Below are 13,817 nucleotides of genomic sequence, written 5' to 3'. Positions count from 1 at the left end.
AAGGGACTTAAAATGCCTCGATCTCTGATCGTACGGGTTCGAGTCCGTCGTCCGCACCAAACCAACCCTAAACGTGACTGCATTTTTGCTAACAGAGGATACCCTCCATAGTAGACAAAGGTACTGGATGAGAGCAGTTTAGCGGGCAATCTTCGGGGGGAGAGTCGTGACCGCAGAAATTTGCGTAATGAATAGATTGGCGGTCGTTCTAGCAGCTGATAGCGCGACCACTGTGACATATTGGGGCGAAAACGGCCGCGAAGAACGTTACTTCAAGGGCGCCAACAAAATATTCCAGCTGTCAAACAGTCACCCTGTCGGAGTGATGATCTTTGATTCTGCCGATCTTCTCAAAGTGCCGTGGGAAGTTGTTATCAAGGATTTTCGGCGGTATCTAGGTGATAAATCGTTCAACTCGGTCGCTGAATATGCAACTGAGTTCTTTTCATATATCGATGGGAACAATACAATGTTCCCTGCTTCTGTGCAGCACGAGGCATTTCTCGAAGCAGTTCGCTCGGCCATTTTCACGATGCTAGTCGTGCCCTCGCATAATTCAAAAATTCCGGAAGATCAAAAGAAAGCGGTTCAAGACGCGGTTGCCACGAAAGAAAAGGAGCTTGCGGGCGTCAACATATTGCCATGCATCGACGAGAAAAATCTCGAAGAGGCCATAATTTCTGTTCACGACGAGATGATAGCGTACGTAAGAGATTTGATTTCTACATTCAAATTGCCGGAAGTTGATGACCTTGAGAAGCTTATTACCGTTGCGGTGACAGATGTCTTCAAACAGCCTCAGGATCACATGAGCACTGCTGGCTTGGTCTTCGCTGGTTTCGGCGATCGCAACGTATTTCCGTCGATGGCGCCATACACGTCATTCGGAATGCTCGCCGGTCACCACGTCCACCTGGCCGGTGAAAGCATCAACATTGACCACGAGTTGCCCGCCTGGATGGAGCCGTTTGCGCAACGAAACATGGCTGACACTTTCTCGGCGGGCGTCAGTAGAGACGTCTACTCGTCCACAATGGGTGCTGTAGTTGAAGGGCTTGCGTCATTTATTGATGAACTTGGAAAGGCGGTTGGCTTCGATCCGGCCAAAATTGCAAACCTCGGCGATCTTATAGGCCAAGCACGGAAAGCGATCAGTGATGCTGTCATGGACCGCGCTCGAAAGGAGCACGCTATTCCGATGCGTCGGATCCTTGGGGCATTGCCGGTCGACGAACTCGCAGAATTGGCTGAAACCTTAATCAATCTTCAATCGTTGAAGGAAAAGGTGACGAAGCCCTCGGCATCTGTCGGCGGTCCTGTTGATGTGGCCGTGATTACGAGGTCAGAGGGTCTGGTGTGGATCAAGCGCAAGCATTACTTTGATCCTGCCATAAATTCGCGTTACATGGCTCGCCAGCAAGCGACCTAACGGTGATTCCGACGGGAGTGCGCAGACATGAAGGCAAAGGACACTGGACAGAGCATGAAGGACAAGAGAAGCGAAGGCGCGAAAAGAATTCTCGAGCAAGTCGCTACAGACCGTTTTTCGAAAGATACCGAGCAAGCGTATCGCGATTTTGTCGACAGCATAAATCGCTCAAAAGACGCCGATATGGAGCGCGCACTGACGCTGCGCTAACGATCTCAAATTGCAACGGCAGGATTCCAGTGCCCGCCTGACATCCGCCACCCTTCACTTCCCGACCGGGTTCAGCTTCAGGTGCTGGATCAAAATAATCGTCTTGGCGTCGATGATGCGACCGTCGTGGATGCCGGCCAGTGCCTCGTCGATCGGCATTTCCAAAACCTCGATGTCTTCGCCTTCGTCATGCGCACCGCCGCCGTCGGAAATGCGGTCGGCAGGCGAGTAGCGGGCGACGAAGAACCAGAGCCGCTCAGTCACGCTGCCGGGGCTCATATAGGGCGAAAACAGCCGCTGCACGTCCTTCAAGCGGTAGCCGAGTTCCTCCTCGGCCTCCTTGCGGATGCAGGTTTCGGGATCGTCTTCGTCGAGCAGCCCGGCACAGGCCTCGATCAGCGGCTCCTTGTGGCCGGTTACGTAGGCCGGGTAGCGGAACTGCCGCACCAGAAGCACCGTCGAGCGCTCCGGATCGAAAGGCAGGATCACCGCGCCGTCGCCGCGATCGTAGGTCTGGCGGGTGTGCGTTTCCCATTTGCCGTCGCGCCGGCGGTAGTCGAAGACGGTCTTTTTCAAAACCGCCCACTCGTCGGAAAGGACTTCCTCGGAGCGGATGCGAATGCGATCTTCCATGGTGGACTCCCTGCTGCCGCGGCAAGGCGTAGCCGCGAACGGCGGTTCGTGCAATCGGGCCACCAATTGGTCCAGAGCGCCGGTTCACCGTCTCGTGTCTGGCGCTGGCACAATCGGCTGCCTAAATAGCGGCAACACTTTCCGGAGTTTTTTATGACCTCATCGCTTTTCCAGCCGATCACCCTCGACGGCCTGACCTTCCCCAACCGCATCGCGGTCGCGCCGATGTGCCAGTATTCGGCCGAGGACGGCTCGGCCAGCGATTGGCACCTCTATCACTGGATGAACCTGGCGATGTCCGGCGCCGGCATGGTCACCGTCGAGATGACCGATGTCGAACGGCGCGGCCGCATCTCGCATGGCTGTCTCGGCCTCTATTCCGAGGACAACGAGGCGGCGGCGCGACGCACGCTGGATGCAGCCAAGCGTGTCGCCGCACCGGGCACGAAATTCGGTACGCAGCTTGCCCATGCCGGGCGCAAGGCCTCCAACCGGAAACCCTGGGAGGGCGGCGGCCCGCTGCATGCCGATCAGGATCCGTGGCCGATCGTGTCGGCCTCGGCGATCGCCTACGACACCGGCTGGCAGGTGCCGCGGGCGCTGGAGGACGACGAGATCCTGCAAATCATCGAACGCTTCGCAGAAGCGGCACGGCGGGCCGAGCGCGCCGGCTTCGACTTCATCGAGCTGCATGCCGCGCATGGCTATCTGATCTTCCAGTTCCTGTCGCCGCTCTCCAACCGGCGCACCGACCGCTGGGGCGGCTCGCTGGAAAACCGCATGCGTTTCGCCGTCGAGATCGCCAAGGCGGTGAAGAAGGCGGTGCCGAGGCTGATGCTCGGGGCGCGTCTGTCGATCAAGGAATGGGTCGATGGCGGCTTCGAGGTCGAGGATGCGATCGAAGTGGCAAAAGCGCTGAAGGAAGCCGGCGTCGCCTATCTCTGCTGCTCGAGCGGCGGCAATTCACCGTTGCAGAAGCTGCCCTCCGGGCCCGGCTACCAGGTGCATCTGGCCGAAGCGGTGCGCAAGGCCGTCGGCATCCCGACGCGGGCCGTCGGCCTGATCGACGATCCGAAACAGGCCGAGGCGATCGTCGCCGACGGGCGCGCCGACATGGTGGCGCTGGCGCGCGCCTTTCTTGCCGATCCGCGCTGGGGCTGGCGCGCCGCGGCCACCTTCGGCGAAGAAATCCACCCGGCGCCGCAGCTTGCCCGCTCGGTGACGACGATGCAGCACTGGATGAAGGCGGCGAACTGACGGCGGGTTCGTCTCGCTGGACCGGCCAGCACAGCTTCGCATTGTTCCTCTGCCGGTGTAGAGTGGCCGGGGGCCGCGGCTGGGCGCGGCGGGTTGGGGGAGCAGAGACATGTCGTTCAGGGGGATTTCCATTGCGGCTGCCGCCGCGGTTGTGGCCGGGCTGTCGTTCGCCTCATCGACGCCGGCCGGGGCGCAATATTGCGAAGGCACGGTGCACGGCCTTTCCAGGCACTACAATCTGGCGACGGGAAGCGGCTTTCTCGCCGTTCGGGTCCGGCCGAACTCGTCGTCGCGCATGGTCGGGCAATTGTTCAACGGCGATCAAACCGAGATCTTCGACCGCCGCGGAAACTGGTACCAGGTCGATATCGGCGGCCGCACCGGCTGGGCGAACGCACGCTGGCTGCGCAACGACTGCGGCTATTGAGCTATTTTCGCCTGAGCTAAAAAGCAGTTGCAACCAAATCGGCCGCTCCGCGTTGGCGGCGATGATGGACAGCAAGCCATTTGAAAAGCCGGTCGTGGTCGAACTCGGCCATGTCGGCAAATATCGGCAGATCCGCAGCGCCCAGGAGGCGGCGGAGTGCCTGATGACGATCTGGCCACTCAACCGCGGGCCGCGTCATCGTGATGCCCTCGACACTTGCCTAAAAGTGCTGGAAGGTTATCGTTCGACGGCGGATGCGCGCCGGGCACTGATCGAAGCCGCCAGGGAATCGGACGTGCTGGTCGCAGACGACAGGCTGCCAGACGACAGACTGGCCGACGACAGGCTGCATTGAGGCAACGGGCTTTCAACCGGAGGGTTTCATGGCGAAACTGACCTACAAGATCGTCGAGCATGACGGAGGCTGGGCCTACAAGGTCGGCTCGACATTCTCCGAAACGTTCCCCACCCATCAGGACGCGTTGCGCGCCGCCGAGATCGCTTCGGCCGAACAGCAGGTCGCCGGCAACACCGACGGCATCCAGTACGAGGACGCCGACGGCAAATGGCACGACGAGCTAGCCGACGGCCGCGACCGGCCGCAGACGGAGGTTTCGGATTAGCGGTGTGTCGATATTCAGGTGATGCCGGCGTGCTTTACAGGTCGGTTTGGTAGCGCTACCGTTTCACATCGCGCGTGACCGGGGAGGAGCCTGGGCGCCGTCGCGGGCCAGGCAGGAAAGCGGTTTCCTTCGAAGTCGTTGCAGGAATCAATCGGGAGGAGATCGATGGCGTCTGTCGCAATCGGCGATGTCTACAAATCATTTGGGACCGTCGAGGTCCTGCACGGGGTCAGCGTCGATATAGACGACGGCGAGTTCGTCACGCTGGTCGGTCCTTCGGGTTGCGGAAAGTCGACCCTGCTCAGGATGATCGCCGGCCTGGAAAAGATCTCGCGCGGCCAGATCGCGATCGGCAAACGTGTCGTCAACAACGTTGCGCCAAAGGAGCGCGACGTCGCCATGGTCTTCCAGAACTATGCGCTCTACCCGCATATGACGGTCGCCGAGAACATGGCGTTCTCGCTGATGCTCAAGGGCGTTCCCAAGACGGAGAGCGATGCCGGCGTGCGGCGCGCGGCCGAAATCCTGGGACTGGTGCCGCTGCTCGACCGTTATCCGCGCCAGCTTTCCGGCGGCCAGCGCCAGCGCGTTGCCATGGGCCGGGCGATCGTGCGCGATCCGCAGGTTTTCCTGTTCGACGAGCCGCTGTCCAATCTCGATGCCAAGCTTAGGGTGCAGATGCGCGCCGAGATCAAGGAACTGCACCAGCGCCTGAAGACGACGACGGTCTACGTCACCCACGACCAGATCGAGGCGATGACCATGGCCGACAAGATCGTCGTCATGCATGACGGCATCGTCGAGCAGATCGGGCCGCCGCTCGAGCTGTACGACCGGCCGAACAATCTTTTTGTCGCCAGCTTCATCGGCTCGCCCGCCATGAACATGCTCAGGGGCGAGATCGTAAGCGACGGCTCGCCGTCATTTCGCAGCGCCGGAGGGATTTCGGTCCCGTTGGCCTCGGCACTTTCCATCGGCAATGGTGAGCCGGTCGTGCTGGGGATACGGCCCGAGCATTTACGGCTGTCCGACAATCAGGGCATTCCGGTCACCGTCGTGGTGGTCGAGCCGACAGGGTCCGAAGTGCAGCTCATCGGCCGCACCGCCGGCGGCGAGGAGATCGTCGCAAATTTCCGCGAACGCCATTCCTTCACGCCGGGCGAAACCATCCGGCTTACGGCCGAGCCTGGCCTCATCCACCTCTTTCACGGCGAAACCGGACAGCGGTTCGAAACGCCCATCGGGCAGTAGGACGGCAAGGACAATAAGCAGGAGGAAGCGAGCATGAAATTCACCAGACGTGACGTGATCCGCACCACCGCCGGCGTTGCGGCGGGAGCCTTGGGAAGCCGGCTCATCGGCTCTCCCGCCTTTGCCCAGGAGGGGTTGAAATACAAGCCCGAGGACGGCGCCAAGCTCAGGCTGCTGCGCTGGTCGCCTTTCGTGCAGGGCGACGAGGATCAATGGCTGGCCAACACCAAGCGCTTTACCGAAGCGACCGGCGTCGAGGTCCGCGTCGACAAGGAAAGCTGGGAGGACATCCGCCCGAAAGCGGCGGTCGCCGCCAATGTCGGCTCCGGCCCGGACCTGATGTTCGTCTGGTTCGACGACCCGCACCAATATCCCGACAAGCTGCACGACGTGACGGAGCTGGGGGAATATCTCGGCTCGAAATATGGCGGCTGGCACGATGGACCGCACCAATATGCGACACGGCAGGGCAAGTTCCTCGGCCTGCCGCTGGCGACCATCGGCAATGCCATCGTCTATCGCGAAAGCTGGGTGAAAGAGGCCGGCTTCTCCGAATTTCCGAAGGACACGGCAGGCCTGCTCGAGCTTTGCAAGGCATTGCAGGCGAAGGGGCACCCGGCCGGCTTCACGCATGGCCACGGCGTCGGCGACGGCAACAACTACGCCCACTGGCTGCTGTGGAGCCATGGCGGCCAGATGGTCGACGAGAGCAGCAAGGTGACGATCAACAGCCCCGAGACGCTGAAGGCGATCGAATACGCGCAGCAGCTCTACAAGACCTTCATTCCCGGTACCGAAAGCTGGCTCGACGTCAACAACAACCGCGCCTTCCTGGCCGGCGAATTGAGCGTCATCGCCAACGGCATTTCGGCCTACAACACCGCCAAGATCAACAAGGACAAGGATCCGAAACTGGCCGAGATGGCCAAGGACATCCGCACCACCAACCTGCCGATCGGCCCGGTCGGAAAATCCGTCGAGCTGTTCCAGGTGACCACGGCCGTGATCTTCGACTACACGCCCTACCCCAACGCCGCCAAGGCCTACCTGCAGTTCATGTTCGAGGATCCGCAAATGTCGCAGTGGATCACGTCGTCGGCAGGCTATTGCTGCCAGACGCTCAAGGCCTTCGACAACAACCCGGTGTGGACGGCCGATCCGAACAATGCCGCCTACTCCAAGGCCTCGGCGACGCTGCGGCCCAACGGCTATGCCGGCCCGCTTGGCTATGCCTCGGCAGCGACCATGGCCGATTATGTGCTGGTCGACATGTTCGCCAAGGCGGTGACAGGCCAGGCGACGCCACAAGAAGCGATGGAAGAAGCCGAGAAGCGCGCAAACCGCTACTATCGCGTTTGAGGTTCAGCCGGGCAGCCATGCTGCCCGGCTTCGAATCGCGCATGGCCGCCCGGCCGTTCAATGAGACCTTAGAGGAGCCGACCCATGGCCGTGACCTCCGCTGCCGCTCAGCCACGCCGGTCGGCGCTGTCGCGCATTCTGACGTTCGTGTCCGAAAGTCATAACGCGCTTGGCTTCGGCTTCATGCTGCCGGCGGCGGCGCTGCTACTGGTCTTCCTGACCTATCCGCTCGGGCTCGGCGTCTGGCTCGGCTTCACCGATGCCCGCATCGGCCGCCCCGGCATCTTCATCGGTATCGAGAACTACGAATATCTGTGGGATGACGCCGTCTTCTGGCTCTCGGTCTTCAACACCTTGCTCTACACGATCAGCGCCTCGGTCCTGAAGTTTGCGCTCGGCCTGTGGCTGGCGCTTATCCTCAACCAGAACCTGCCGTTCAAGTCGTTCTTCCGCGCGATCGTCCTGCTGCCCTGGGTGGTGCCGACGGTGCTGTCGGCGATCGCCTTCTGGTGGATCTACGATTCGCAATTCTCGATCCTGTCCTGGGCGCTTATGGAAATGGGCCTGATCGACCATCGCATCAACTTCCTCGGCGATCCGGAGAATGCGCGGGCTTCGGTTATCGCCGCCAACGTCTGGCGCGGCATTCCTTTCGTGGCGATCACGCTGCTTGCCGGCCTGCAGACGATTCCGCAGTCGCTCTACGAGGCCGCCACGCTCGACGGCGCCAGCCGCTGGCAATTGTTCCGCTATGTGACGCTGCCGCTGCTGACGCCGATCATCGCCATCACCATGACGTTTTCGGTGCTGTTCACCTTCACCGACTTCCAGCTGATCTATGTGCTGACACGCGGCGGGCCGGTGAACGCCACGCATCTGATGGCGACGCTGTCGTTCCAGCGCGGCATTTCCGGAGGCCAGCTTGGCGAAGGCGCCGCAATCGCGGTCGCCATGATCCCGTTCCTGCTGGCGGCGATCCTGTTCAGCTATTTTGGCCTGCAGCGCCGCAAATGGCAGCAGGGCGGCGGAGATTGACATGACCGCGATCGAAACGAGCAAACGCCCGGAACTCGACGAAGGCGGCATGGGCTACCTGCAGAGTTTGCCGCGCCGCGTGGTGACGGTCTACCTGCCGCTGCTGATCTTCGTCATCGTGCTGTTGTTTCCGTTCTACTGGATGACGATCACAGCGGTTAAGCCCAACCTCGAGATGACCGACTACGCCAATTTCAATCCGTTCTGGGTGGTGCATCCGACGCTCGAGCATATCCGCTACCTGCTCTTCGAGACGTCTTATCCGGGCTGGCTGCTCAACACGATCATCATCTCGACCGCCGCCACGTTCCTGTCGCTGCTGGCTGCGGTGTTCGCTGCCTATGCGATCGAACGCTTGAGGTTCTCCGGGGCGCGGCAGGTCGGCCTCGCGGTGTTCCTCGCCTATCTCGTGCCGCCCTCGATCCTGTTCATTCCGCTGTCGGTGATGGTGTTCAACCTTGGGCTTTACGACACGCCGTTCGCGCTCATCCTCACCTATCCGACCTTCCTGATCCCGTTCTGCACATGGCTGCTGATGGGCTATTTCCGCTCGATCCCGTTCGAGCTGGAAGAATGCGCGCTGATCGACGGGGCGAGCCGCTGGCAGATCCTCACCAAGATCGTGCTGCCGCTGTCGGTACCGGGGCTGATTTCCGCCGGCATCTTCGCATTCACGCTGTCATGGAACGAGTTCATCTACGCCTTGACCTTCATCCAGTCGTCCGAAAACAAGACTGTGCCGGTCGGCGTGCTCACCGAGCTGGTGCGCTCGGACGTCTATGAATGGGGGGCGCTGATGGCGGGAGCGCTGATCGGCTCGCTGCCGGTGGTGGTGCTCTATTCGTTCTTTGTCGAGCATTATGTTTCCTCGATGACCGGAGCCGTGAAGGAATAGCCGACGTGATTAAGTTCGGAGGTATTCCCGGCGGCCGGGATGCCCGGGGCGGGCACCCTGCCGGCCGAGACCGCGTTCCGGGAGGGTGTCAGCTGCTGGTGTCGGACTTCGGCGCAAATGCGCGGTCGGCAATGCGTTCGATGAAAGCGACGACCCGTTCCGGCTCGACGAATTGCGGCATGTGGCCAAGCCCCTCGACAGGTTCGAAATCGAGCCCGCTGATCTTTTCCATCAGCGGCCAGCCGTGGATATCGATGCCCAGCACGCGATCGGAAGCACCAAACAGAATGCCGGCCGGCAAGGTGATCTCGCCATAGCGTTGCTCGATGCGGCCAAGGTCGTGCGCGATCGCCACGACATCGGTCGATGTCGCGTAGAAATGGCTTGGCCTGAGCCCGCACCAGCCGCCGCCCTCGACCATATAGTCGGCCGGCGCCGTCTGCGGCGCGACAATGAAGGCAAGCGTCGCTTCGGCATATTTGAGAGCCGCCGGGATCGCCACCGTACAAGCCATGATCCGGCGCCGCAGCGGCGACTTAATGTACAGCGGGCCGAACTTCTCGCGCGCGTCCGGCTCCAGATGGGTCAGCGGTGCCAGCAAGGCGATGCCGGAAATCGCCTCTGGATGCTCGACCGCCAGCGTCAGCGCGATGGCGCCACCCAGCGAATGACCGACGACCAGCGGCTTTTCCAGCCCAAGCGCGTCGATAAAATGCCGCACGACCTCGGCCTGCTCGGACAGCCGTCCGCTGGCGGCCCTGGCCCGCACCGAATAGCCGGAGCCCGGACGGTCGAGCGCGATCAGCCGATAGTCCGGGCCGAACCGTCCGAACAGCGTGTGGCCGAATTGATGAAGCTGCGCGCCGAGGCCGTGCAGGAAGACGATCGGCCGCCCCTCGCCCGTCTCGACATAATGGATGCGGTTGCCGTCGATCTCGATGAATTTGCCACTGGCCGGCACCAGCCTTTCGGCCTTCGCCGCGATCCGCAGCGTCGCCAGCAGCGGATAGGCTGCCACGACGAGCGCCAGCAGAAACAGCGCGCCGGGTAGCCATAGCAGAATTGATACCGGCATCTTTCCCTCAGCGCCCAAACCGGCGCAGCATCACCCGCCGACGGCTCCACTGCAAGGGAGGTGGCACAGGTTGGATCCGTCGTTTGGCGGCATTGCCGCCGGCCGTTTGCCGCGCTATCTCAGGCGACCCGTTTGCCGGAGCCTGCCATGACCGAAATCGTCACCGCCGCCATGCTCGTCATCGGCGACGAGATTCTGTCCGGCCGAACCAAGGACAAGAACATCGGCCACCTCGCCGACATCATGACGGCGATCGGCATCGACCTGAAGGAAGTGCGCATCGTTGCGGACGAAGAAGACGAGATCGTCGCTGCGGTGAATGCGCTGCGCACCCGCTATGCTTATGTCTTCACCACCGGCGGAATCGGCCCGACGCATGACGACATCACCGCCGATTCGGTTGCCAAGGCCTTTGGCGTGCCATGCGAATACGACGCCAAGGCCTACGCCCTGCTGGAGGCAAGCTACGCCGCCCGCGGCATCGAATACACCGAAGCGCGCAAGCGCATGGCGCGGATGCCGCGCGGGGCAGACCACATCGATAATCCAGTGTCGGTTGCGCCGGGCTTTCGCATTGGCAACGTCCATGTCATGGCCGGCGTGCCGGCGATTTTCCAGGCGATGCTCGACAATGTCGTGCCGACATTGCGGGCCGGCACCAAAATGCTGTCGGCAACCGTGGAATGCCCGTTCGGCGAAGGCCTGATCGGCGGGCCGCTGGGCGACATCCAGAAGGCGCATCCGGACACGATCATCGGCTCCTACCCGAAATATGGCGACGGCAAGTTCTGGACGGAACTGGTGGTGCGCGCCCGCAGCCAGCAGGCGCTGGACTCCGCACGCGCCGACGTAGAGGCTATGGTGGCTGGCTTGATCAAGGAAAGCCGAGTGGGCTGATCGGCCGGCCTGACGGAACCAGCATCGCGCAGTGACGTTTGTCACGTGTGGGATCGCCGTATGAAGTGAGGGACTGCCATGCGCTTCAAGACCATCGTCGCCATATTGCAGAATGAACCGGATGCCGAGCGCGTCCTCGATTGCGCGATCCCGCTGGCCAGCCGATTCCAGAGCCATCTGATCGGCATCCATGCCGAGGCGCTGCCCGTGCCCTACACCTCTGCCACCGGCTTTCCGGACACCGAGTTCCTGCAGGTTTCCGCCGATATGAACCGGGAGCGCGCCGAGAAGTTGCAGGCCGCCTTTCACAAGCGCATCGAGAATTCCGGCCTGTCGTTCGAGTGGCGCAGCCTCGAAAGTTTTTCCGGCGACAGTGCGCTGACCGGCATCTCGACCGTTCGCACCGCGGACCTGATCATCGCCGCGCAGCGCGAATCGGGCAGCGACCCGAGCGCCGACGTCGACACGCTGGTCTACGATGCCGGCCGGCCGGTGCTGGTGGTGCCGCATTCGGGTCCGTTGGTGACCAGCTTCAAGCACGTGCTGCTCGCCTGGAACGGCAGCAAGGAAGCCGCGCGCGCGGCCTTCGATGCCCTGCCCTTCATTATCGAGGCCGAAAAGACGGACATCGTCGTCATCGATCCGCCCGATACGCTCGACGAGGCGCCGGAAACAGCCGGCGCCGAGATCGCCGCCTCGCTGTCCAGGCATGGCGCGACCGTCAGTGTCTCGGTGCTGAGGTCCGGCGGCGCCTCGGTCGACGACATCATCCAGACCAGGGTCGCCGAGTCGGGTGCGGACCTGCTCGTGCTCGGCGCCTACAGCCATTCCTGGCTGCGCCAGTTGCTGTTCGGCGGGGTGACGCGAACGGTGCTACGCACCGCACCCGTGGCGGCCTTTCTGTCGCGGTAGGTTCACAGGGATAGCTTTCCACGCCCCTTGCCAAGGCCAAGCCTTTCCAGTTAATTCCGCGCGCATTCCATGGTGTCTGCGCGCGATGCGCGCTTTGCAGAGTGCGCGAAAGATGTCCCTGCCCGAAAAAGCCTTCCCGGTCTCCTGGGACCAGTTCCACCGCGATGCGCGCGCGCTCGCCTGGCGGCTTGCCGGCGCCAACAAGGGGCAATGGAAGGCGATCGTCTGCATCACGCGCGGCGGCCTGGTTCCGGCGGCTATCATTTCGCGCGAACTTGGCATCCGCATCATCGAGACGGTCTGCGTCGCCTCCTACCACGATTATACCAGCCAGGGGCAATTGCAGGTGCTGAAGGAGGTCACGCCGGCGCTGCTCGCCGATGACGGGGCCGGCGTGCTGATCATCGACGACCTCACCGACACCGGCAAGACGGCGGGCATCGTGCGCGCGATGATGCCCAAGGCGCATTTCGCCACCGTCTATGCCAAGCCGAAAGGCAGGCCGATGGTCGACACTTTCGTTACCGAGGTCAGCCAGGACACCTGGATCTATTTCCCCTGGGACATGGGCTTCACCTACCAGAAGCCGATCGCCGACGACCACGCCGGCTGATTCGCGGCAACGCCGCTTGATGCACCGAGTCCGCCCAGGGGACCTCCGCACACCGATAAAGGCGTGGCGCGACGCTGCTGCAGTCGCGCAATTAGGCTGAGATCGGCGCAGATTGACGGAATCTGGCCCATCCGTGAAACATTTTTTACTTTCATTGCTTATAATTAGCCGTAAGATTCGTAAGACGGCAAACGATTCTGGAAGCTGGGGCAAGCTTCTCCGATGTTGACGAGGCCAACCACGCACAACCATCTGGCCGAACGGGTCCGGCGACTCTTCGGCACGGTGCCGTCCCGCCTGCAGGTTGCAGCGCTGCCCTGGCGCGATGGCGGCGACGGCGTCGAAATCATGCTGATCACCAGCCGCGATACCGGCCGCTGGGTGCTTCCCAAGGGCTGGCCGGAAGCAAAGGAGCCGCTTTGCGAGGCGGCGGCGCGCGAAGCCGGCGAGGAGGCCGGGCTGCGCGGCACGATCTCGCATCACGAGGCCGGCCGCTATTTCTATGCCAAGGTGCTGGATTCCGGCGAGGAAGTGCCGTGCGAGGTGCTGGTGTTCCCGCTGCAGGTCGACAAGGTCGCCGACCGCTGGAAGGAAAAGCGGGCACGCATCCGCAAGTGGGTCAGCGCCGCCGAGGCTGTGCGCATGGTCAACGAACCCGACCTCAGCCAGATCATCGCCCATTTCTGCGCGGATCCGCATCGGTTCTCCTGAGTCTCAGTCGAGCATAGCCTATCGCTCAGGTGCTGTGAACGTCGTTGCCGAAGCGCCTCCACCCAGAGCCGAACCTTCTTCGCTGCGCTCCGCTTCTATCCCCGTTATCCACATATGTGACACACAAGATGTTGGGGTCATAAAAGCTACGCAAACGAATCCTTGACGGCGCAAAACGAGTCGCCTTTTATAGGCCATGCGCTCCTGTTGAGAGTGCGACCGGAAAAGTTTCGAGGCCGGTCTTTTTCCCGGAATATGTGCGTTTTGAGCCGCATTCCCGCCTGTTTACGAGGCCGGCGAAGGCGTGGGATTTTGAAGCCTTGGGGGGCGAAAGGGGAGGATTGTCGGACTTGAATAAATTGTCTGTTAATACTATATTTAGTGTTTGCAGGTAGGTTCGACGCTAGATAATGTGAATTTCCCTCGATCGAGGGCGTTACAAAAAGTTTTCAGTTTTGAGGGACCCACAGGGTCCGTGAGCGCGTTGGAC

Annotated in this window: 16 protein-coding genes; 14 read left to right on the top strand and 2 right to left on the bottom strand. The window is 61.8% G+C overall.

The genetic code is table 11. From position 1 onward, the window contains the following. Positions 1-166: 166 nt before the first annotated feature. Positions 167-1,429: a hypothetical protein gene (locus tag NKH93_RS12355; RefSeq protein ID WP_352474058.1), complete on the top strand. Its 1,263-nt coding sequence runs from the start codon at positions 167-169 to the stop codon at positions 1,427-1,429. Between the two features lie 27 nt (positions 1,430-1,456). Beyond that, complete coding sequence (locus NKH93_RS12350; RefSeq protein ID WP_352474057.1) at positions 1,457-1,639, top strand: hypothetical protein; 183 nt, start codon at positions 1,457-1,459, stop codon at positions 1,637-1,639. 54 nt (positions 1,640-1,693) lie between these two features. Here NKH93_RS12350 and NKH93_RS12345 read toward each other — a convergent pair whose 3' ends face one another. Then, a complete protein-coding gene (locus tag NKH93_RS12345; RefSeq protein ID WP_352970499.1) occupies positions 1,694-2,272 on the bottom strand; it encodes an NUDIX domain-containing protein in 579 nt (192 codons plus the stop codon). A gap of 153 nt (positions 2,273-2,425) precedes the next feature. Between NKH93_RS12345 and NKH93_RS12340 the strand changes: the two genes are divergently transcribed. The 8 genes from NKH93_RS12340 to NKH93_RS12305 all read left to right on the top strand — a co-directional run bounded on the left by NKH93_RS12340 (position 2,426) and on the right by NKH93_RS12305 (position 9,119). Further along, positions 2,426-3,529: an NADH:flavin oxidoreductase/NADH oxidase gene (locus tag NKH93_RS12340; RefSeq protein WP_352970497.1), complete on the top strand. Its 1,104-nt coding sequence runs from the start codon at positions 2,426-2,428 to the stop codon at positions 3,527-3,529. A gap of 109 nt (positions 3,530-3,638) precedes the next feature. Continuing rightward, entirely contained in the window at positions 3,639-3,956 is a 318-nt protein-coding gene (locus NKH93_RS12335; RefSeq protein WP_352970495.1) for an SH3 domain-containing protein, read from the top strand. A 61-nt stretch (positions 3,957-4,017) separates the two neighbouring features. Continuing rightward, entirely contained in the window at positions 4,018-4,311 is a 294-nt protein-coding gene (locus tag NKH93_RS12330) for a DUF982 domain-containing protein (RefSeq protein ID WP_352749379.1), read from the top strand. A gap of 28 nt (positions 4,312-4,339) precedes the next feature. Next, positions 4,340-4,579 carry a DUF2188 domain-containing protein gene (locus NKH93_RS12325; RefSeq protein ID WP_023674770.1) on the top strand — a complete coding sequence of 80 codons (240 nt, stop codon included), beginning with the start codon at positions 4,340-4,342 and terminating at the stop codon, positions 4,577-4,579. A 165-nt stretch (positions 4,580-4,744) separates the two neighbouring features. Further along, positions 4,745-5,830, top strand: coding sequence for an ABC transporter ATP-binding protein (locus NKH93_RS12320; protein ID WP_352970493.1), 1,086 nt, complete (start codon positions 4,745-4,747; stop codon positions 5,828-5,830). A gap of 33 nt (positions 5,831-5,863) precedes the next feature. After that, positions 5,864-7,189, top strand: a complete 1,326-nt coding sequence (locus tag NKH93_RS12315; protein WP_352970491.1) for an ABC transporter substrate-binding protein — start codon at positions 5,864-5,866, stop codon at positions 7,187-7,189. Between the two features lie 183 nt (positions 7,190-7,372). Further along, a complete protein-coding gene (locus tag NKH93_RS12310; RefSeq protein WP_502894452.1) occupies positions 7,373-8,224 on the top strand; it encodes a carbohydrate ABC transporter permease in 852 nt (283 codons plus the stop codon). A gap of 1 nt (position 8,225) precedes the next feature. Next, the gene (locus NKH93_RS12305) at positions 8,226-9,119 is read left to right on the top strand and encodes a carbohydrate ABC transporter permease (protein ID WP_023674766.1); all 894 of its coding nucleotides are present in this window, start codon (positions 8,226-8,228) and stop codon (positions 9,117-9,119) included. Between the two features lie 88 nt (positions 9,120-9,207). Here NKH93_RS12305 and NKH93_RS12300 read toward each other — a convergent pair whose 3' ends face one another. After that, positions 9,208-10,194, bottom strand: a complete 987-nt coding sequence (locus tag NKH93_RS12300) for an alpha/beta fold hydrolase (RefSeq protein ID WP_352970488.1) — start codon at positions 10,192-10,194, stop codon at positions 9,208-9,210. A 147-nt stretch (positions 10,195-10,341) separates the two neighbouring features. On the opposite strand from NKH93_RS12300, the gene NKH93_RS12295 reads away from it, so the two are divergent. The 4 genes from NKH93_RS12295 (at position 10,342) to NKH93_RS12280 (ending at position 13,327) form a co-directional block, all read left to right on the top strand. Further along, positions 10,342-11,091 carry a competence/damage-inducible protein A gene (locus NKH93_RS12295; protein WP_352474047.1) on the top strand — a complete coding sequence of 250 codons (750 nt, stop codon included), beginning with the start codon at positions 10,342-10,344 and terminating at the stop codon, positions 11,089-11,091. 78 nt (positions 11,092-11,169) lie between these two features. Then, positions 11,170-12,003: a universal stress protein gene (locus tag NKH93_RS12290; RefSeq protein ID WP_352614077.1), complete on the top strand. Its 834-nt coding sequence runs from the start codon at positions 11,170-11,172 to the stop codon at positions 12,001-12,003. Between the two features lie 112 nt (positions 12,004-12,115). Further along, positions 12,116-12,616: a xanthine phosphoribosyltransferase gene (gene gpt, locus NKH93_RS12285; RefSeq protein ID WP_023674762.1), complete on the top strand. Its 501-nt coding sequence runs from the start codon at positions 12,116-12,118 to the stop codon at positions 12,614-12,616. Between the two features lie 222 nt (positions 12,617-12,838). Then, positions 12,839-13,327 carry an NUDIX hydrolase gene (locus NKH93_RS12280; RefSeq protein WP_352766771.1) on the top strand — a complete coding sequence of 163 codons (489 nt, stop codon included), beginning with the start codon at positions 12,839-12,841 and terminating at the stop codon, positions 13,325-13,327. Positions 13,328-13,817 lie beyond the last annotated feature (490 nt).

This window comes from Mesorhizobium sp. M0954, assembly GCF_040319155.1.
Taxonomy (GTDB): Bacteria; Pseudomonadota; Alphaproteobacteria; order Rhizobiales; family Rhizobiaceae; genus Mesorhizobium.
The sequence above is the reverse complement of the archived record's forward strand: the minus strand, read 5'-3'. Positions and strand labels throughout refer to the sequence as shown.